Origin of the sequence: Spirillospora sp. CA-142024 (assembly GCF_050942325.1) — a bacterium.
Lineage (GTDB): Bacteria > Actinomycetota > Actinomycetes > Streptosporangiales > Streptosporangiaceae > Spirillospora.
The window spans coordinates 2,412,212-2,429,664 of record NZ_CP192077.1; the positions used below are offsets into that span (position 1 = coordinate 2,412,212).

The following is a 17,453-nucleotide window of genomic DNA, read 5'->3' on the forward strand; positions in this document are numbered from 1 at the left end:
CGTTCCCTGCCCACGCACCACTCCCGTCAGTCGAGGGACGCCGGCCGCACGAGCACCGGCATCTCCTTTATGCCGTTGATGAAACAAGACCTTAGCCTGCGTACGTTACCGCTGAGTTCAATATTGGGCATCGCGTCCAAAAGTGTTTCGAAAAGCACACTCAGCTCAAGTCGGGCGAGATGGGAGCCCAGGCAGAAGTGCGGCCCGCCGCCGCCGAAGCCCAGGTGCGGGTTCGGGTCCCGGCCCACGTCGAAGGCGTACGGGTCGGCGAAGACCGCCTCATCGCGGTTCGCGGACGCGTAGAACACGACGACCTTGTCGCCCTCCTTGATCTTCCGGCCGCCGAGCTCGGTGTCCCGGACCGCCGTCCGGCGGAACAGGTTGACCGGGGTGACCCAGCGGACGATCTCGTCGGCCGCGGTCCGCACCAGGGACCGGCCGGCCTTCAGCCGCTCCCACTGCCCGGGGTGCTCCAGCAGCGCCAGCATGCCGCCGGTCGCCGCGTTCCGGGTGGTCTCGTTGCCGGCGACCGAGAGCAGCATCACGAACAGCTCGAACTCGTCCCCGGTCAGGACCTCGCCGCCCGCGTCCGGCTGGAGCAGCTTGGTGACGATGTCCTCGCGCGGGTTCTCCCGCCGGTCGGCGGCCAGGACGTTGGCGTAGGCGTACAGCTCCGTCGCCGCCGCCTGGCCCTCCTCGGGCGTCCGCTGGAACTCCGGGTCGTCCCCGCCGATGAGCGTGTTCGACCAGGTGAAGATCTTCTCGCGGTCCTCAGGCGGGGCGCCGAGCAGTTCGCAGATCACGTACAGCGGCAGCGGCGCCGCCAGATCCCGGACGAAGTCGGCCTCCTCGCCCCTCTGGAGGGTCTCGTCCACGAGCTTCCGGCAGATGTCCCGGATGTGCGCCTCCAGCGCCCCGATCGCCCGCGGCGTGAAGCCGCGGTTGACGATGCTCCGTTTGCGCGAGTGCTCCGGCGGGTCCTGGTTGAGCATCATCATCCGCTGCAGGACGAGGTGCTCCTCCGGCGGCTCGTCGAACAGGGCGAGCCGCCGCCAGGACGAGAAGATCTCCGGATGCCGCGACACGTGCACGACGTCCTCGTGCCGCGTGACCGCCCAGAAGGGCGGGTAGTCCCGCTCCGGATCGCCGTGGTGCCGGTGCACGGGTTCGTGCTCCCGCAGCCAGGCGAGCTGCTCGTGCGGGACGCCGCCGCGCTCGTACGCGCCGGGGTCGACCAGTTCGATGTCGGGGGTGGTGGTCATCGCCGCGGACCTCCTCGTCCGGAGTGATGGGCGCCGTCAGCCTCTCAGGGGAGCCGAGGGCGTGAAGCTCACCGGGATCTCCTTGTAGCCGTTGACGAAGTTGGACCGCAGCCGGCGCGGCTCGCCGGCCAGGCGGATGTCGGGCATCCGCTCCAGGATCGTCTCGAAGATGATCCGCAGGTTCATCCGGGCGAGGTGGGTGCCGAGGCAGTAGTGCGGGCCTCCGCCGCCGAAGCCGATGTGCGGGTTCGGGTCGCGTCCCACGTCGAAGGCGAACGGGTTCTCGAACACCCGCTCGTCCATGTTGGCGGAGCCGTAGAACAGCACGACCTTGTCGCCCGCCTTGATCTCCTTGCCGCCGAGCTCGGTGTCGACGAGGGCCGTCCGGCGGAACTGGTTGATCGGGCTGACCCAGCGGACGATCTCCTCGACGGCCTTCGGCACCAGGCTCCGGTCCTCCCGCAGCCGGGCCCACTGGTCGGGCCGCTCGAAGAAGGCGATCATGCCGCCGGCGGTGGCCGTCCGCGTCGTCTCGTTCCCGGCGATCGACAGCATGATGACGAACAGCTGGAACTCCTCCAGGGTGATCCTGCTGCCGTCCGCGTCGGGCTGCAGGAGCTTCGTCACGATGTCGTCGCGCGGCGTGGACTGGCGGGCCGCGGCCAGCTGCCCGCCCCACTCGGCGAACTCCGCGGCGCACAGCGTCGACTCCTCACGGCCCTCGATGAACTCGGGGTCGTTGAAGGCGACGAGCTTGTTCGACCAGTGGAAGATCTTCTCCCGGTCCTCCAGCGGGGCGCCCAGCAGCTCGCAGATCGTGTACAGCGGCAGCGGCGCCGCGAACCTCTCGACGAAGTCGCACTCGCCCAGCGGCGCGGCCTCGTCGATCAGCTCGTTGCAGATCCGCCGGATGTGGTCCTGCAGCCGCCCGATCATCCGCGGGGTGAAGCCCTTGTTCACCATGGACCGCAGCCGCGTGTGGTCCGGCGGGTCCTGGAACAGCATCATCTGCCCGTACAGGGCGATGTCCTCGTCGGAGAACTCCTCGAACATCGCCGACCGCTCGCGCGAGGAGTACGGGTCGGCGCGCCGCGACACCGCCACCACGTCCTCGTGCCGGGTGACCGCCCAGAACCCCGGGACCCCGTCGTTCGGGTCCTGGTGCCAGTGGACGGGATCGTTGTCGCGCAGCCACTGGAACTGCCGGTGCGGGATGCCGCCGCGCTCGTACACGCCGGGATCGATGATGTCGATCTCGGGAGCTCGGAAGGCCCGGTGGGCGGAGACGGGGGACGTCGCGAGTGCCATGGATGATCCTTCGTGCCGGGGTGGAGACCACACGAGGCGAGCAGGCCGTTTGAGCGCTTGCTTGGTGCACGCACCTAGAACACGTTCTAACATGAGACTCCAGTCTCATCAAGAGTCCCACCCGTGAGAGTGACCCGCATCGCACCCCGGTCTTCCTGTCGAGCTCACCGGTTTCGGGGTCGTGCTACAGCGCGGCGGCGCCCGGGACCAGCAGCCCGCCGCCCGGCGAGGAGGCCCTGCCCCGGTTGAAGGCGGCCTGCTCGGCGAGCCCCGCCTCCGCGAAGGACCGTGCCGCGGCCGAGAAGAACTCCGGCAGGGAGCCGGTGGGCCGCCGTCCCGCCATCAGCAGCACTCGCGCGCGTGCCCCCTCCGGATCGTCAGCGCAGGACGTAGCGGAGGGGATCGTCGGTGCCGTCGCGGCGGGCCGTGCCACGGGTTTCGAGGGTGCGCAGGTGGGCCGCGGCCTCGGCGGCGGCCATGCGGCGGGCCTGCTGGGACATGTCGGCCCACGGGTGCCGCCAGGTCAGGCCGGCCGTCAGGTCCCACAGGGTGATCGGGCTGGACGACAGGAGCGCCGCCACCTCGGCCAGGCGGTCCTCGTGGTGGGCGATGATCTCGCGGGCGCGGGCGGAGAGGCCGTTGAACCGGAACTGGTGCGCCGGCAGGACCTCGTCCGCCGACATGGCGGACACCTTGTCGAGGGAGCCGAGGAAGTCGCTGAGCGGGTCGATGTCCGGGGTGTCGTACGGGTAGAGGCCGATGTGCGGGGTGATGCGGGGCAGGACGTGGTCGCCGGTGAAGATGCGGTCGCCGTCCTCCAGGTGCAGGCAGATGTGGCCGGGGGAGTGGCCGGGCGTCCAGACGGCGCGGAGCCGGCGGCCGGGCAGGTCGACGAGGTCGCCGTCGGACAGCTCGCGGTCCGGGATGGCGGGCGGCGACACCCGGGTCTGCTGGGCCGGCCCGGTCAGGTCCGAGTCGGCCGCGCCGGCGCGGCGCAGGGCGGTCAGCTCGAACGCGCGGCGGCCGCCGTGGCCGACCTGGTGGAAGAGCCGGACGATGCCGGCGTCCGCGTGGTGCATGGCGATCCAGGCGCCGGACTCCTCGCGGACGCGGCCGGCGAGGCCCGAGTGGTCGGGATGGAAGTGCGTCACCACCACGCCGCGGACGTCCCGCACGTCGATCCCGAACGTGCCGAGGCCGTCGCGGAGGGCGGCCCAGGCGTCCTCGTGCTGCCAGCCCGCGTCGATCAGGACGGGCCCCCGCGGGCTCTCCAGCGCGTAGACGAGCGTGTACGCCAGGGGGTTGTCCGGGATGGGCACGGGAACGCTCCACAGCCCGCCGCCGAGGTCCTCAGGTTCCGGCTGCACCGAGACCGCCTTTCGCGCCTGTCAAGGTCGGAGGCCCCGGCCGGACGACCGGGGCCCGTGTCCAGGATGCCTGTCAGATCCGTTCGAGGATCGTGGCGGTGGAGAGCGCGCCGCCCGCGCACATCGTGACGAGGGCCGTCCCGGCGTCGCGGCGCTCCAGCTCGTGCAGCGCGGTCGTGATCAGCCGCGCGCCGGTGGCGCCGACGGGGTGGCCGACGGCGATGGCGCCGCCGTTGACGTTGACCCGGTCCATGTCCGGCTTGTGGACCGACGCCCAGGACAGCACGATCGACGCGAACGCCTCGTTGATCTCGGTGATGTCGATGTCGTTCATCGTCATGCCGGACCGCCGCAGGACGCGCTCGGTCGACTGGACCGGCCCGTCCAGGTGGTAGTACGGCTCCCCGCCGACGAGGGCCTGCGTCCTGATCCGGGCGCGCGGCCGGAGGCCGAGGGCGTTCGCCTTCTCCTCCGACATCAGCAGGACGGCGGCGGCGCCGTCGGAGATCTGGGACGAGGTGCCCGCGGTGTGCAGGCCCTCGGGCCCGAGGACCGGCTTGAGCTTGGCGAGCCCGGCGGCGGTCGTCTCGCGGAGGCCCTGGTCGCGGGTGACCTCGCGGGTCTCGCCGGTGACGTTGCCCTCGGCGTCCAGCACGGGCGCGGTGATGGGGGCGATCTCGCGGTCGAAGCGGCCGTCCGCCCATGCCTTGGCGGCGAGCTGCTGCGAGCGCGCGCCGAACGCGTCCAGGTCGGCGCGTGTGAGGCCGCGTCGGGCGGCGATCCGCTCGGCGGCCTCGAACTGGTTCGGCATGTCGATCGACCAGTCGTCCGGCCGCGGATCGGCGGGCAGCACATTGCTGCCGAGCGGGGCGCGGCTCATCACCTCGACGCCGCAGCCGACCGCGACGTCCACGACGCCGGCGGCGATCTGGGACGCGGCGAGGTGGACGGCCTGCTGCGACGATCCGCACTGCGCGTCGATCGTGGTGACGCCGGCCTGCCAGGGCAGCCCGGCGTAGAGCCAGGAGTAGCGGCCGATGTGCGAGCCCTGCTCGCCCGCCTGCGTGACGCAGCCCGCGAAGACCTGTTCCACCTCGGCGGCGTCGATGCCGGAGCGTTCGACGGCGGCGTTCAGGGCGTGCGCGAGGACGGCCATCGGCTTCAGGCCGGCCAGCCAGCCGTTGCGCTTCCCGAGCGGCGTGCGCACCGCCTCGACGATCACCGGGGTACCCATGCGGTCTCCTTCTAGAACACGATTCGCCTTTGACTGTAACGTGTTCTAACTTTTCCGGAAACGGGCGGTCCCGGTGAGAGGGATCGGGTTCGGCGGCGTACGTCGACTAGCCTGGGCGCACGACGATCCCCCGCGCCGGAGTGCCCATGGCCGCAGATTTCGACGAACCCGTGTTCGACGAGGACTTCGTCAGAAGCGCCGTCTTCACCGAGCCGTCAGCGCGCGAGCGGGCCCGCCCCCCGGGCCGGCGCGAACGGCGCCGGGCGCGCGGTGACGCGCGCCGTGCCTCCCGCCGGGCCCGGCGGGCCGGAGGCGGCCGGTTCGCCCGGTACCGCGAGCCCAGCCACCGCATGGCGGTGTTCCAGGTGATCGGTGCCGTGCTGCTGCTGCTCGCGATCTCCTTCGCGCTCTGGTGGTGGAACTCCGCGCCCCGCGACAAGGAGCCGGCGCGCCCGGTCGGCCCGACCGTGACGCACTCCCCGGCCCCCGCCCCGACCCCGGCGACCCCGAAGACCCAGGCGCCGCCGACCGGGGTCCCCGAGGTCTAGCCGCGCCGTCTAGCCGAGCCGGACCCGCAGTTCGGCGTACGCGGGGACGAGCACCCGGCGGGCCGCGCGCCGGGACACGATCCGGTACGGCCGGCCGCCGGACAGCAGCGTCTCCAGCATCCGGGCCACCTGAACCCGCGCGACGGCGGCGCCGAGGCAGAGGTGGCGGCCGCCCCCGAACCACAGCTGCCGGGTCTCGGGCACGTACTCGCGGTGGACGTCGAACGGCCCGGCGTCGTTGGTGGCGCGGTAGGTCAGCAGCAGGACCCGGTCTCCCGCGCGCAGCCGCCGCCCGCCGACCGTCGCGTCGCGCGACACGTGCCGTCCGACCACCGGTGCCGGGGCGGCGACGCGCAGGCCCTCGCGCACCGCGTTGCCCATGAGGGACGCGTCGTCCAGCAGCGCCCGCTGGGAGCCGGTGTCGTGCAGCAGCGCCGCGGTCCGGACGGTCCCCGTGGCGCCCGTCTCCGTCCCGGCGATCACGAGCAGGGTCGCCAGACCGCGGCTGAGCGGCAGCCCGAGGTCCATCTCGCGGCACCGGCCGAGGAGGGTGTCCGTGCCGGCGGTCCGGTAGGCGTGCGGGACGGCGGCGGTGATCTCGTCCACGATCGTGCGGGCCTTCGCGATCACCGCCGGGTCGAGGCCGGTGGACGCGGTGGTGCCCATCGCCAGCCGGGCGAGCCGTTCCCCGGCGCCGAAGAGGTCCCGGTGGGCGCCGTCGGAGCGGGCGGCGGACAGCCCGAGCAGATCGGCGACCATCCGACCGCTCAGGACACGGGCCGCGTCGGCGACGTCCACGGCCGCCCCGGCGGCGAGGCGGGCCGCGAGGGCGGTATGGGTCCGCCCCTGGGAACGCTCCACGAGGGCCCGGGCGGCGTCCTCGGTGAACAGGTCGCGGGCGCGGGTGCGGATCTCGGCGTGCGTCGCGCCGCCGAAGAACTGCGCCATCTCGTCTCCGAACAACTGCGTCCACAGGTGGCCGACGCCGCCCTCGCCGTTCATGCCGAACCGGACGTGGTCGTTGAGGACGTGCCGGGCCAGGACGGGATCGGTCACCACCCACCCGAGCCTGGGGACGCGCGCGATCGGCCCCGTGCGGCGCGCGGCCTCCAGGAGGGCGAACAGGCCGGGGTTGGCGGCCCACAGCAGCCGTGCCTCGTGCCGGGCCGCGTCGTTGGTCTTCGTGCTGGTCACCCGGTGATTCTGACGGCCGGTGAATCCGGACGAAAACGCGGTACTGCTCAAATGGGCTAAGTGTCGGTACTCACGGCGAATCGGGTACAACGCACACCTGCGGATGCGTAGGGTCTCTCTGACCGGGAGCGCCCGGGGGCGGCGAGGCTGGCCGCACACCGAGCCCGAGGAACCGGGGGACCCCAGCCCATGAGAGCCCGCATCACCGCCGTCGCCGCGCACCTGCCGGAGCGGACGGTCACCAGCGCCGAGGTCGAGGCCCGCGTCGCCGCCGAGAGCGCCGGATACCGGCCGCGCCCCACGATCGTGGAGCGGATGACCGGGATCCGCGCCCGGCACGTCATGCGCGACGACGAGCAGGCGTCCGATCTGGCCGTCGCCGCCGCCCGCCGCGTCCTCGCCGACCGCGCCGTCGAGCCGGCGGGCGTCGACCTCCTGATCTTCGGGTCGGCGTCGCAGGACCTCGTCGAGCCGGCGACCGCGCACATCGTCGCCGCCAAGCTCGGCGCGTCCTGCCCGGTCTTCGACGTCAAGAACGCCTGCAACGGCTTCCTGAACGGGCTCCAGATGGCGGACGCGCTGATCCGCACCGGGCAGCACGAGCGCGTCCTGGTCTGCACGGGGGAGAGCCCGTCCCGGGCGATCCGCTGGAGCGTCCGCGACCGCGCCCAGTTCGTCGACGCGTTCGCCGGCTACACGCTCTCCGACGGCGGCGCCGCGATGCTCGTCGAGGCCGACCCGGACGGCGGGATCTTCTACCGCGACTTCGCCGCCGTCTCCAGCGCCTGGCGGATCGGGACGCTCCCGGGCGGCGGCTCGATGCACCCGCGCGACCCCGAGTTCACCTACTTCAGCGGGGACGGACGCCGGCTGAAGGACGCGTTCGTCGCGGGCGGCCCGGAGATCTTCACCACCGCGCTCGCCAAGACCGGGCTGACCTGGGACGACTTCGCGGTCATCGCCGTCCACCAGGTGACGCTGCCGTACCTGGAGGTGCTCCGCTCGGTCCTCGGCATCCCGCCCGGCCGGCTGGTCGTCACGCTGCCGGACCACGGCAACGTCGCGTCCGCGAGCCTCCCGCTGCAGATCGCCACCGCCCTCGCCGAGGGACGCTGCGGCCCCGGCGACCGCATCGCGCTGATCGGCCTCGCCGGCGGCATCAGCCTCGGCGTCATGTTCGCGGAGCTCTGACGATGCGCCTCTGGGTCGTCATCCCCGCCTTCGACGAGGAGCGGTCGGTCGGCGCGACGCTGCGCCGCCTCGCCGAGCAGACCGACACCGCGTTCTCGCTGGTGGTCGTGGACAACGGGAGCACGGACGGGACGGCGCGGGTCGTCAAGGAGTTCGCCGCGGAGACGACGGCGGTCGACGTCCGGATCGTCCACGAGCCGGAGAAGGGGACCGGGGCCGCCGCCGACACCGGCGTCCGGCACGCCATCGCCGCGGGCGCCACGCACATCGCCCGCACCGACGCCGACTGCCTGCCGCACCGTGGCTGGGTCGCCGCGGTGAAGCGCGCGTTCGGCGACGGGCTGGAGATGGTGTCCGGGCCGCTGCTGCCGCGCACCGACGAGTTCCCGCTGAAGTTCTGGGAGCGGCGCCTGCTGCCGGCCGTCATCGACGTCGCCGCGCTGTTCGGGCGGTTCCGTCCCGGCAACCAGGATCCGCTGTTCCTCGGCCCCTACGTGATGATGCCGGGCTGCAACGTCGCGATCACCGCGGGCCTGTACGAGCGGTCGGGCGGCTTCCCGCGCACGCGCATCGAGGACGTCCACGAGGACAGGGCGCTCGTCAACCGCGTCCGGTACGTCACCGACGCCTACGGGCTGCGCGAGGACGTCGTCGTGTACGGGTCGGTGCGGCGGCTGCGCGCGTTCGGCCTGGTGCGGACGCTCGGCTGGTACGCCGACCACCGCTACAAGCCCGACATCGTGGACATCCGGTGAACTGGGAGGAGCGGCTCTACCTGACCGCGCACCCGTTCGCCTACCCGCTGCTGCGCGGGGTCGCGCGGCGCGGGCCGGTCGTGCGGGTGCCGGGGGTCGGGGTGGTCGTGAACGACGCCTCGGTGGCGCGTGCGGTCCTGATGGACGGGGAGACGTTCCGCAAGGACGGCCCCGGCTCGCCCGGCGAACTCTGGACGCCCGTTCTCGGGCCGTCCGTCCTGCTCAACATGGAAGGGGACGCGCACCGGGCCCTTCGCCGCAGGCTCACCGACCTGTTCGTCCCGTCCTATACCGAGGCGCTGTGCGCGCGCGTGCTGGCCGGACCGCTGGAGCGGCTGACCGGCCGCCTCCGCCGCGGCGCGACGATCGACCTGGTCGACGCGGCGCGGGTCATGGCCGGGACGGTGATCGGCGAGGTGATCGGCCTCGAAGGCGGAACCGAGGCCGTCTACCGGGACCTGTTCGAGCAGGGGGAGCGCGTCGTCTCGATGGTGTCGCTGCGGACGCGCCGGCTGTCGCCGTCCCAGGCGCGGCGGGCCCGCGAGGTCCTCGACCCGCTCGGCGACATCGCGGCGAAGTCCTACCTGGCGGGGGACGAGTCGACGGTCATGGGCCGGATGCGGGCCCTCGGCCTGTCCGAGGACGAGGCGCGGGGCGCCGCCGGGGCGTTCTTCCTGACCGGCACCGAGACGGTCGCCACCCTGGTGCCCCGGCTGATCGCGCTCCTCTCCGACCACGGCCAGATCCGCCGCGTCGCCGCCGACCTCCCGCTGCTCGACCGGGCCGTCGAGGAGGCGATGCGGGTCACCACGCCCACGCCGGTGATGCTGCGCAGCGTGCATCGTCCGGCCGCGGTCGGGGGCGTCGGCATCCGCCCCGGGGAGCGGGTCCTGATCGCCACGCACAACTGCTGCCGCGCGTACGGCCCGTTCGACCTGGACCGCGCGCACCCGCCCGAGCTGCGCCGCCTCTGGTTCGGCGCGGGACCGCATTTCTGCATCGGATATCCGCTGGCCATGGCGCAGATCCGCCTGGTCGCCCGGACGCTCCTCGGCGCCGGGCCCCTGACGATCACTCGCCGGGCGGCCGCCCGGAACGTCCTGATCCCGACGTACCGCCACCTGGCCGTCCGCTCGGGGGAGGCCGCATGACCGAACGCAGCGAGCGGAGTGAGGGCATGCGGCAGCCCTTGCCGGGGGGTGTGGGGGTCGCCCCCCACAGGGGGAAGGCATGACGCTCGTCCGCGGGCTCCTCGACCAGGCGGCCCGGACGCCCGGGGCCGTCGCCCTGGTCTCCGGGGACGGGGCGGAACTCACCTACGGCGGGCTGCGGCGGCAGGTCCTCGCCGTCCGGCACGGGCTGCTGTCCGGCGGGCTTGCCGCGGGTGACGGCGTGCTGTTCTCCGTGCGGCCGTCGCCGGAGTCGCTCGTCCTCGCGCTGGGCGTGGTCGCCGCCGGGGGAGTGGTCGTCTTCGCCGATCCGGGCGCCGGGCCGGAGATGTTCACCGCGCGGCTGCGGCTGGCCCGTCCGCGCTGGTCGGCCGCCGAGTCGATCCTGTACGCGGGGAGCAGGCTGCGGCCCGTCCGGGCCTATGCGCGGCAGCGCGGGCTGCTGCTGCCGAACCTCGCCGACCTGCAGATTCCGGGCGAGGGCCCGATGCGGCACATCCACGTCGGCCGCCGGCTGCCCGGTGTGCCGAGGCACGCGCTGTCGTTCACCCGGCTGATCGGCGGGGACGCCCCGGAACCCGGCGACGATACCGACCCGGACGCTCCCGCCGCCGTCATCTTCACCTCGGGGACGACCGCGAACCCGCGCGCGGTCGTGCACACGCAGGCGTCGCTGGCGGCGGCGCTCGATCTGTTCCGGTCCCGGCTGCCGCTGGGCCCGGGCGACGTCGTCCACACCGACCAGCTCATGCTCGGCCTGCCGACGCTGATCGCCGGCGCCCGCTGGTCGATGCCGCCGCTGTTCTGCTCACCCGCCGACTTCGCCCGGCTGATGCGCGAGCGGGCCGCCACGCACACGTTCTGCGTCCCCGTCCACCTGGCCGAGATCCTGGACGAGTGCGGCGAGCTGCCGCCGTCCGTCCGGTACGTGCTGCTCGGGGCCGCGCCGGCGCCCCCGGCGATTCTCCGGCGCGCGGTCGCGGCGGCCCCGTCCGCCGAGGTCCTGTCCGTGTACGCGATGACGGAGATCCTGCCGGTGGCGATCGCGTCCGCGGAGGAGAAGCTCGCGCACACCGCGTCCGGCGACCTGCTCGGCACGCCGCTGCCCGGCGTCGGCACCCGGATCGCGGACGACGGCGAACTGCTGCTCTCCGGGCCCAACCTCTGCCGCGGATACCTCGGTGCCGAGCCCCTCACCGAACTGCCGACCGGCGACCTCGCGCGTCTGGACGACGGCCGGCTCGTCCTCGTCGGCCGCAAGAAGGACATGCTGATCCGCGGCAAGTTCAACCTCTACCCGGGCTTGTACGAGCCGTCGATCGCCGCCCTTCCGGACGTGTCCGAAGCCGCCATCGTGGGGGTCCCCGACCCGCGGACCGGCGACGAGGAGGTCGTCCTCGCGGTCGTCGGGCCTGGCGATCTTCCTGGCAGGCTCCGTCGCGCGCTCCCGGACGTCATCGACCACGACGCCCTCCCGGACCGCATCGTCGTCCTGGACGAACTGCCGCGCTCCGGCCGCACGCGCAAGCTCGACCGCGACCGGCTCCGCGAACTGGTGATGCCGTGAGGATCGCGGTGACGGGCGCCTCGGGGTTCGTCGGCGGAGCGGTGTGCCGGGCGCTCACCGCGGCGGACGTCACGACGTTCGCGTTCGGCCGCCGTCCGGCTGTGGCCCCTGGGCATCTGGGCGGCGCCGTCTACCGGCCGTGGGACCTCGCACACGACCCGCTCCCGGACCCGCCGGGCGTCGACGCGGTCGTCCACTGCGCGGGCAGCGTCACCGACTGGGGGCCGGCCGCCGACCTGTTCGCCGCCAACCTCACCGGCACCCGCAATGCCCTCGCGACCTTCCGTGGTGCCCGGTTCGTGCACGTGAGCACGGCCAGCGTGTACGACCCGTTTCGCCCGAGTGTCATGGCCCGCGAGGACGAGGCCCCGGTGGATCGCCACATGAACGCCTACGGTGCTTCGAAGGCCGCCGCCGAACGCGCCGCCGCCGCCCGCGACGCGATCATCCTGCGACCGCACGCCGTCTACGGGCCCGGTGACACGACGCTCCTCCCGCGCGTCCTGTCCGCTGTGCGCGGCCCGGTCCTGCCCGCCGTCGGGACGGGGCGTCAGCGCGTCAGCCTCACATCGATCGGCAACCTCGTCCGGGCCTGTGTCCTGGCCGCGACCGGCCCGGTGACCTCGGGCGTCTTCAACATCGCGGACGCGACGCCGGTCACGATCGACGACGCGTTCCGCGAGATCCTCCGCGAGCGCGGGATCCGGGCGCGTCCCGTCTACATCCCGGCTCACGCCGCCCGACCGCTCGCCGCCGTCGCGGAAGGGCTGTTCCTCCTGGCCCGCCGCCCCGAACCCCCGCGCATCACCCGCTACGCGATCAGTCACCTCGCGCTGGAACGCACCCTCGACATCACCGCCGCCAGGGAGGTCCTCGGCTACGACCCGGACCCGACCTCCTTCGCCGGGGCCGCCGACTGGTGATCGTCAACCCAGGGTTGACGATGCTGGATCGTCAACCTATGGTTGACGCATGACCGAGCCCACCCAGCCGGTCGCCCAGGTCCGCCTGGACGACCTGATCAACGCGATCAAGAAGGTCCATCCCGACGCCCTCGAACAGCTCACCAGCGCGGTCCTCGCCGCCGAGCACCTCGGTGAGGTCGCCGACCACCTCATCGGCCACTTCGTCGACCAGGCCCGGCGCTCCGGCGCCTCCTGGACGGACATCGGCAAGAGCATGGGCGTCAGCAAGCAGGCGGCACAGAAGCGCTTCGTCCCGAAGGGGCAGAGCTTCGACCTCGACCCGTCGCAGCCCTTCTCCCGCTACACCGAGCGCGCCCGCAAGGTGGTCGTGACGTCGATGAGCGAGGCCCGCGCCGCCGGGAACGCCCACGTCACCCCGGCCCACCTCGTCCTCGGCCTGCTCTCGCAGCCCGACGCGCTCGCCGCCAGGGCGATCCTCGCCCAGGACGTCCTGCTGGACACCGTCCGCCAGGCCGCCACCGCCGCCCTCCCGCCCTCGGCCGAGGAGATCCCCGACCTCATCCCCTTCGACCAGGACGCCAAGAAGGCCCTCGAACTCACGTTCCGCGAGGCTCTCCGCCTCGGCCACAACTACATCGGGACCGAGCACCTCCTCCTCGCCCTCCTGGAGTTCGAGAACGGCACGGGCGCCCTGTCGGAGTCCGGCGTCGGGAAGGCGGCCGCCGAGGCGTCCATCGCCGAGGCCCTGGCCGCCATCGCCGCCCCGCCGGAGAGCGGCTGACCGATGAGTTCCGGGGCCGGGCGCGGTCCACCTCGTCATGGAGAGAACCATCAAGGCCGGCGACGTGGAACTGTGCGCCGAGACCTTCGGCGACGCCGCCGACGCGCCGATCCTGCTGATCGGCAACTCGATGCTCACGTGGCCCGGGGACCTCTGCGGGCGGCTCGCCGCCCTGCGGAGGTTCGTCATCCGCTACGACCTGCGCGATACGGGCCGGTCCGCGTCCGCCGACCCGGAAGCCCCCGGCTACACGCTGCGTGATCTGGTCGCCGACGCGGCGGGCGTCCTCGACGCACACGACCTGCCGTCCGCGCACGTCGCCGGTTTCGGGCCCGGCGGCTGGATCGCCCAGCTCCTCGCCCTGGATCACCCCGGCCGCGCCACGACCCTGACCCTGATCGCCACCAGGCCGACGGCGCCCGGGCCCAGCGACCCGGACCTGCCCGAACACGCGCCCGAAATCATGACCCACTTCATGAACATGGCGAAGGTCGACTGGACGGACCGCGAGTCCGTGGTCGCGTTCATGGTGGAGAACGCGCGGCACCTCGCGGGCCCGGCGTTCGACGAGGCCGAGGCCCGCGCGAACATCGAACTGATCTACGACCGGACGCCGATGGGCGCGGACCCGGGCAAGGCGCACCGGGCGAACCAGATGGGGACGGTCTTCGCTGCACTGGACTGCGGCGAGCGCTGGCGCGAACGCCTCCCGGGCATCGTCGCGCCGACGCTCGTCGTCCACGGCGAGGACGACCCCTTCTTCCCGCTGGGCAACGGCCGGGCCCTGGCCGCCGAGATTCCGGGCGCCGAACTGCTCACCCTGCCCGCCACGGGCAGCGAACTGCCCCGCCGGACGTGGGACACGGTGATCCCCGCGATCCTCCGCCACACGTCCTGACCCGGATCAGACCAGGAGGGCCAGGAAGAAGTCGACCCGGTCTTCGAGCCGGGACAGGTCGCGGCCGGTGAGGTCCTGGATGCGCTGGATGCGATACCGGACCGAGTTGACGTGAAGGTGGAGCTGTTCGGCGCAGCGCGTCCAGGACCCGGAGTTGTGCAGGAACGTCTCCAGCGTGCGGACGAGGTCGGCGCCGTGGACCTCGTCGTAGGCGTGCAGCGGGTCCAGCAGGCGCACCTTGAACATCTGGCGGACGTCGTCGGGGACGCTGGCGAGCAGCAGCACGTGCGTGGCGAGTTCGTCGTGCCGGACGACGCAGACCGGGGCGGTGCGGGTGGCGGCGAGACGGCGGGCGTAGCGGGCCTCCTCGATGGCGCCGCGCAGCCCGGTCGCCATGGCGGTGTCGCCGACCCCGACGGCGATGCGGCCGGCCGGCAGGCCGGGGGCCAGGAAGTCGAGGGCGTCCTGGACGGCGGTGGCGACGTCCTCCCCTGTGAAGGGGACGAGCGCGACGGCCTCGTCGTCCAGCATCCCGACCATCGGGTGCGAGGCGGGCACGGCCTCGGAAAGGACCGTGCGCAGTTCGCCCGGACGCAATGCCCCCTGCGACGAGGCAGCGACGGCGACGACCGGGAACGGGAGACCTTCCGGCTCCGCGGCGTCCCCGGCGGAGGCGGCGGTGACGACCTCCTGCGATGAGCGCTCCTCGGCGCGCAGCCGGGCCCGTTCCAGGGCGACGATCGCGGCGAGTTCGCCGGCGAGCGTGTGGCGCTCGGGCGGCCAGCCGGCGAAGTCTCCGTCGAGCGCGATGAACCAGTCGGCGGCGCGGGGCGCGTCGTCCGGGCCGACCGGGAAGACCGACACGTCCAGGGCGGGGACGTGGTGCGGCAGCCGGGGCGCGGTGAGAAAGGCCCGGGCCAGCGCGGCGGGGTCGGACGGCGGCGGTCCCGCGACGACGCGCCCGGTCGGCGAGAGCACGTGGCAGTGGCCGACCAGGTCGACGACGGCGCCGAGGCCCGTGCCCTCGACCAGCCGGCGGTGCCGGTCCAGGACGGCGGTCAGGTCGGCGGCGCGGGCGCCGGACAGGTGCCGGACGACCTCCTCGGTCACGGTCGCGAACGCGACGTCCTCGGGGACCTTGAACAGCGGGAGCCGATGCCTGCGGCACGCCTCGACGAGGTCCTCCGGGATGGCGCCGAGCGTGAGGTCCCAGGCGGCCAGGCCGGAGACGCCCGCGCCGGCGAGGGCGCGGACGAAGGTCTCCGAGTCGCCGGGGCCGGTGCGCCAGACGAGCCCGGTGAGGACGAGTTCCCGCCCGCGCAGGTAGCGGCCGGGGTCGAGCAGGTCGGTGGTGACGACCCAGCGGATCGGCCGGTCCAGCTCGTCCTCCCCGGTGACGAGCTCCAGCCGGAGCTCCGCCATGGCGAGCAGGGAACGCAGCAGCATATGTAGCAACCTACAAAAGGAGCCGCGCGGCAGGGCGCACAGTTCGGACGTCCTGTCACTCGACCCGCCTCGGGGCGGCTGTGTGTACTGCAAGCGTGCTGGAACCAGGCAGCGAGGAGCTCGCGGCGTGCTGCGCATCCCGCCGATGGGTCGCGGCGATCGCCGGACGGTCGTACGTGGATCTCGGCGCGCTGCGGGCGGCCTCGGAGCGCGCGTTGGACGACCTCGAATGGGCCGACGTCGAGGAGGCCCTCGCCGCCCATCCCCGGATCGGGGAGCGGGTCGAGGCCGCCACGCGCGAGGCCGGCTGGTCGAGGGGCGAGCAGTCCGGGATGGACGGGGCGGCGGCCGATGTTCAGGCCGCCCTGATCGAGGGGAACCGGGCCTATGAGGAGCGTTTCGGGCACGTGTTCCTGATCTGCGCGTCCGGGCGCTCGGCATCGGAGATGCTCGGTGACCTGCGGGGAAGGCTGGGGAACGACGTCGAGACCGAGCGGGACGTCGTCCGCCGGGAACTCGCGAAGATCGTCGATCTGCGCTTGGTGAAGCTGGTGGAGGAGCTGACATGAGCGAAGCGAACCGGGGGGTGTGGGGGGTCGCCCCCCCACAGGTGGAGCGGGCATGAGCTTGTCGACGCACGTGCTCGACGCGGCGAGGGGGCTGCCCGCCGCCGGGGTGGCGGTCCGGCTCGACCGGCGTGACCCGGGCGGCGGCTGGACGACGCTCGCCGAGGCCCGCACCGACGCCGACGGCCGGATCAAGGAGTGGGGCGTCCACCCGCAGGAAGGGGTGCACCGGCTGACGTTCGCGACCGAGGGACTGTCGGACTTCTACCCCGAGGTCACGGTGGCGTTCACGATCGACGACCCGGGACGGCACTACCACGTCCCGCTGCTGATCAGCCCGTTCGCGTACTCGACCTACCGGGGGAGCTAGATGGCGATCGTGCTCGGGCCCAACCGCTACGGCAAGGCGGAGACGCGCGTCGTCCGCGTGACGCGGGACGGCGGCACGCACCGGATCAAGGATCTCAACGTCAGCGTCGCCCTCTCCGGCGCGATGGACGACGTGCACCTGACCGGCGACAACGCGGCCGTCCTGCCCACCGACAGCCAGAAGAACACCGTGTTCGCGTTCGCGAAGAAGCACGGCATCGACGCGATCGAGGACTTCGGCCTGCTGCTCGCGCGCCACTTCGTCGGCTCCCAGCCGTCGATCACGCACGCCAGGGTGGAGATCCGCGAGTACGGGTGGCGGCGCATCACCGGCGGGCACTCGTTCGTCCGGGACGGCGGCGAGGTGCGGACGGCGCTGATCCACAGCGACGCCGAGACGGAGTCGGTGGTCTCCGGCCTCACCGACCTGGTCGTCCTCAACTCGACGGGCAGCGAGTTCCACGGCTTCGTCCAGGACGAGTACACGACGCTCGCGCCGACCGATGACCGCATCCTGGCGACCGCCGTGACCGCCCAATGGCGGCACCGGGACGCGAACGCCTCCTGGGACGACTCCTACGCCGCCGCCCGCGACCATCTGCTGCGCGCGTTCGCCGAGACGCACAGCCTGTCGCTCCAGCAGACGCTCTACGAGATGGGACGCCGCGTCCTGGCCGAGCGCGCGGAGATCTGCGAGGTCAGGCTGTCGATGCCCAACAAGCATCACTTCCTGGTCGACCTGGAGCCGTTCGGCATGGACAACGACGACGAGGTCTACTTCGCCGCGGACCGCCCGTACGGGCTCATCGAGGGCACGGTGCTGACCGACGACGCGCCGGACGCTCCGTCCGCCTGGAACTGAGGGATTCTGG

The 17,453-nt window shown here is 72.9% G+C and carries 18 protein-coding genes; 11 read left to right on the forward strand and 7 right to left on the reverse strand.

Annotated features, from left to right (window positions below; genetic code table 11):
• Positions 1–26 precede the first annotated feature (26 nt).
• The 5 genes from ACQPZP_RS11650 to ACQPZP_RS11670 all read right to left on the reverse strand — a co-directional run bounded on the left by ACQPZP_RS11650 (position 27) and on the right by ACQPZP_RS11670 (position 5,171).
• On the reverse strand, positions 27–1,262 hold the full coding sequence (locus tag ACQPZP_RS11650; RefSeq protein ID WP_433477639.1) for a cytochrome P450: 1,236 nt from the start codon (positions 1,260–1,262) through the stop codon (positions 27–29).
• A 36-nt stretch (positions 1,263–1,298) separates the two neighbouring features.
• Positions 1,299–2,570, reverse strand: coding sequence for a cytochrome P450 (locus tag ACQPZP_RS11655; RefSeq protein WP_433467760.1), 1,272 nt, complete (start codon positions 2,568–2,570; stop codon positions 1,299–1,301).
• A 184-nt stretch (positions 2,571–2,754) separates the two neighbouring features.
• On the reverse strand, positions 2,755–2,922 hold the full coding sequence (locus ACQPZP_RS11660; RefSeq protein WP_433477640.1) for a hypothetical protein: 168 nt from the start codon (positions 2,920–2,922) through the stop codon (positions 2,755–2,757).
• Positions 2,923–2,947: 25 nt separating this feature from the next.
• Complete coding sequence (locus ACQPZP_RS11665; RefSeq protein WP_433477641.1) at positions 2,948–3,937, reverse strand: MBL fold metallo-hydrolase; 990 nt, start codon at positions 3,935–3,937, stop codon at positions 2,948–2,950.
• A 73-nt stretch (positions 3,938–4,010) separates the two neighbouring features.
• The gene (locus ACQPZP_RS11670) at positions 4,011–5,171 is read right to left on the reverse strand and encodes a steroid 3-ketoacyl-CoA thiolase (protein WP_433477642.1); all 1,161 of its coding nucleotides are present in this window, start codon (positions 5,169–5,171) and stop codon (positions 4,011–4,013) included.
• A gap of 146 nt (positions 5,172–5,317) precedes the next feature.
• Between ACQPZP_RS11670 and ACQPZP_RS11675 the strand changes: the two genes are divergently transcribed.
• On the forward strand, positions 5,318–5,719 hold the full coding sequence (locus ACQPZP_RS11675) for a hypothetical protein (RefSeq protein ID WP_433477643.1): 402 nt from the start codon (positions 5,318–5,320) through the stop codon (positions 5,717–5,719).
• A 9-nt stretch (positions 5,720–5,728) separates the two neighbouring features.
• Here ACQPZP_RS11675 and ACQPZP_RS11680 read toward each other — a convergent pair whose 3' ends face one another.
• Positions 5,729–6,913 carry a cytochrome P450 gene (locus ACQPZP_RS11680; protein WP_433477644.1) on the reverse strand — a complete coding sequence of 395 codons (1,185 nt, stop codon included), beginning with the start codon at positions 6,911–6,913 and terminating at the stop codon, positions 5,729–5,731.
• A gap of 189 nt (positions 6,914–7,102) precedes the next feature.
• Here ACQPZP_RS11680 and ACQPZP_RS11685 point away from each other — a divergent pair, with 189 nt between their 5' ends.
• The 7 genes from ACQPZP_RS11685 (at position 7,103) to ACQPZP_RS11715 (ending at position 14,200) form a co-directional block, all read left to right on the forward strand.
• Positions 7,103–8,104 carry a 3-oxoacyl-ACP synthase III family protein gene (locus ACQPZP_RS11685; RefSeq protein WP_433477645.1) on the forward strand — a complete coding sequence of 334 codons (1,002 nt, stop codon included), beginning with the start codon at positions 7,103–7,105 and terminating at the stop codon, positions 8,102–8,104.
• A gap of 2 nt (positions 8,105–8,106) precedes the next feature.
• The gene (locus ACQPZP_RS11690) at positions 8,107–8,859 is read left to right on the forward strand and encodes a glycosyltransferase family 2 protein (RefSeq protein ID WP_433477646.1); all 753 of its coding nucleotides are present in this window, start codon (positions 8,107–8,109) and stop codon (positions 8,857–8,859) included.
• Positions 8,856–10,010, forward strand: coding sequence for a cytochrome P450 (locus ACQPZP_RS11695; RefSeq protein WP_433477647.1), 1,155 nt, complete (start codon positions 8,856–8,858; stop codon positions 10,008–10,010). Before ACQPZP_RS11690 ends, ACQPZP_RS11695 begins: the two co-directional genes overlap by 4 nt.
• Positions 10,011–10,089: 79 nt before the next feature.
• A complete protein-coding gene (locus tag ACQPZP_RS11700) occupies positions 10,090–11,595 on the forward strand; it encodes a class I adenylate-forming enzyme family protein (RefSeq protein WP_433477648.1) in 1,506 nt (501 codons plus the stop codon).
• Positions 11,592–12,518, forward strand: coding sequence for an NAD-dependent epimerase/dehydratase family protein (locus ACQPZP_RS11705; RefSeq protein ID WP_433477649.1), 927 nt, complete (start codon positions 11,592–11,594; stop codon positions 12,516–12,518). The genes ACQPZP_RS11700 and ACQPZP_RS11705 overlap by 4 nt, the downstream gene beginning before the upstream one ends.
• A 49-nt stretch (positions 12,519–12,567) precedes the next feature.
• The gene (locus tag ACQPZP_RS11710; protein WP_433477650.1) at positions 12,568–13,302 is read left to right on the forward strand and encodes a Clp protease N-terminal domain-containing protein; all 735 of its coding nucleotides are present in this window, start codon (positions 12,568–12,570) and stop codon (positions 13,300–13,302) included.
• A 37-nt stretch (positions 13,303–13,339) separates the two neighbouring features.
• Positions 13,340–14,200 (forward strand): alpha/beta fold hydrolase, encoded by an 861-nt coding sequence (locus ACQPZP_RS11715; protein WP_433477651.1) that lies wholly within the window; start codon positions 13,340–13,342, stop codon positions 14,198–14,200.
• A gap of 6 nt (positions 14,201–14,206) precedes the next feature.
• On the opposite strand, the gene ACQPZP_RS11720 is transcribed toward ACQPZP_RS11715, so the two are convergent.
• Complete coding sequence (locus ACQPZP_RS11720; RefSeq protein WP_433477652.1) at positions 14,207–15,646, reverse strand: PucR family transcriptional regulator; 1,440 nt, start codon at positions 15,644–15,646, stop codon at positions 14,207–14,209.
• 95 nt (positions 15,647–15,741) lie between these two features.
• Here ACQPZP_RS11720 and uraD point away from each other — a divergent pair, with 95 nt between their 5' ends.
• The 3 genes from uraD to pucL are packed head-to-tail and all read left to right on the forward strand — an operon-like array spanning position 15,742 to position 17,443.
• On the forward strand, positions 15,742–16,215 hold the full coding sequence (gene uraD / locus ACQPZP_RS11725; RefSeq protein ID WP_433477653.1) for a 2-oxo-4-hydroxy-4-carboxy-5-ureidoimidazoline decarboxylase: 474 nt from the start codon (positions 15,742–15,744) through the stop codon (positions 16,213–16,215).
• 52 nt (positions 16,216–16,267) lie between these two features.
• A complete protein-coding gene (uraH, locus tag ACQPZP_RS11730; protein ID WP_433477654.1) occupies positions 16,268–16,582 on the forward strand; it encodes a hydroxyisourate hydrolase in 315 nt (104 codons plus the stop codon).
• Positions 16,583–17,443: a factor-independent urate hydroxylase gene (gene pucL, locus ACQPZP_RS11735; protein ID WP_433477655.1), complete on the forward strand. Its 861-nt coding sequence runs from the start codon at positions 16,583–16,585 to the stop codon at positions 17,441–17,443. It begins immediately after the preceding gene.
• Positions 17,444–17,453: the final 10 nt, after the last annotated feature.

Bases quoted from the DNA above. Each gene is read 5' to 3' on its own strand.
- ACQPZP_RS11650 (WP_433477639.1), bottom strand. From the start codon at position 1,262: ATGACCACCACCCCCGACATCGAACTGGTCGACCCCGGCGCGTACGAG.
- ACQPZP_RS11655 (WP_433467760.1), bottom strand. From the start codon at position 2,570: ATGGCACTCGCGACGTCCCCCGTCTCCGCCCACCGGGCCTTCCGAGCT.
- ACQPZP_RS11670 (WP_433477642.1), bottom strand. From the start codon at position 5,171: ATGGGTACCCCGGTGATCGTCGAGGCGGTGCGCACGCCGCTCGGGAAG.
- ACQPZP_RS11675 (WP_433477643.1), top strand. From the start codon at position 5,318: ATGGCCGCAGATTTCGACGAACCCGTGTTCGACGAGGACTTCGTCAGA.
- ACQPZP_RS11685 (WP_433477645.1), top strand. From the start codon at position 7,103: ATGAGAGCCCGCATCACCGCCGTCGCCGCGCACCTGCCGGAGCGGACG.
- ACQPZP_RS11690 (WP_433477646.1), top strand. From the start codon at position 8,107: ATGCGCCTCTGGGTCGTCATCCCCGCCTTCGACGAGGAGCGGTCGGTC.
- ACQPZP_RS11700 (WP_433477648.1), top strand. From the start codon at position 10,090: ATGACGCTCGTCCGCGGGCTCCTCGACCAGGCGGCCCGGACGCCCGGG.
- ACQPZP_RS11710 (WP_433477650.1), top strand. From the start codon at position 12,568: ATGACCGAGCCCACCCAGCCGGTCGCCCAGGTCCGCCTGGACGACCTG.
- ACQPZP_RS11715 (WP_433477651.1), top strand. From the start codon at position 13,340: ATGGAGAGAACCATCAAGGCCGGCGACGTGGAACTGTGCGCCGAGACC.
- ACQPZP_RS11720 (WP_433477652.1), bottom strand. From the start codon at position 15,646: ATGCTGCTGCGTTCCCTGCTCGCCATGGCGGAGCTCCGGCTGGAGCTC.
- uraH (WP_433477654.1), top strand. From the start codon at position 16,268: ATGAGCTTGTCGACGCACGTGCTCGACGCGGCGAGGGGGCTGCCCGCC.
- pucL (WP_433477655.1), top strand. From the start codon at position 16,583: ATGGCGATCGTGCTCGGGCCCAACCGCTACGGCAAGGCGGAGACGCGC.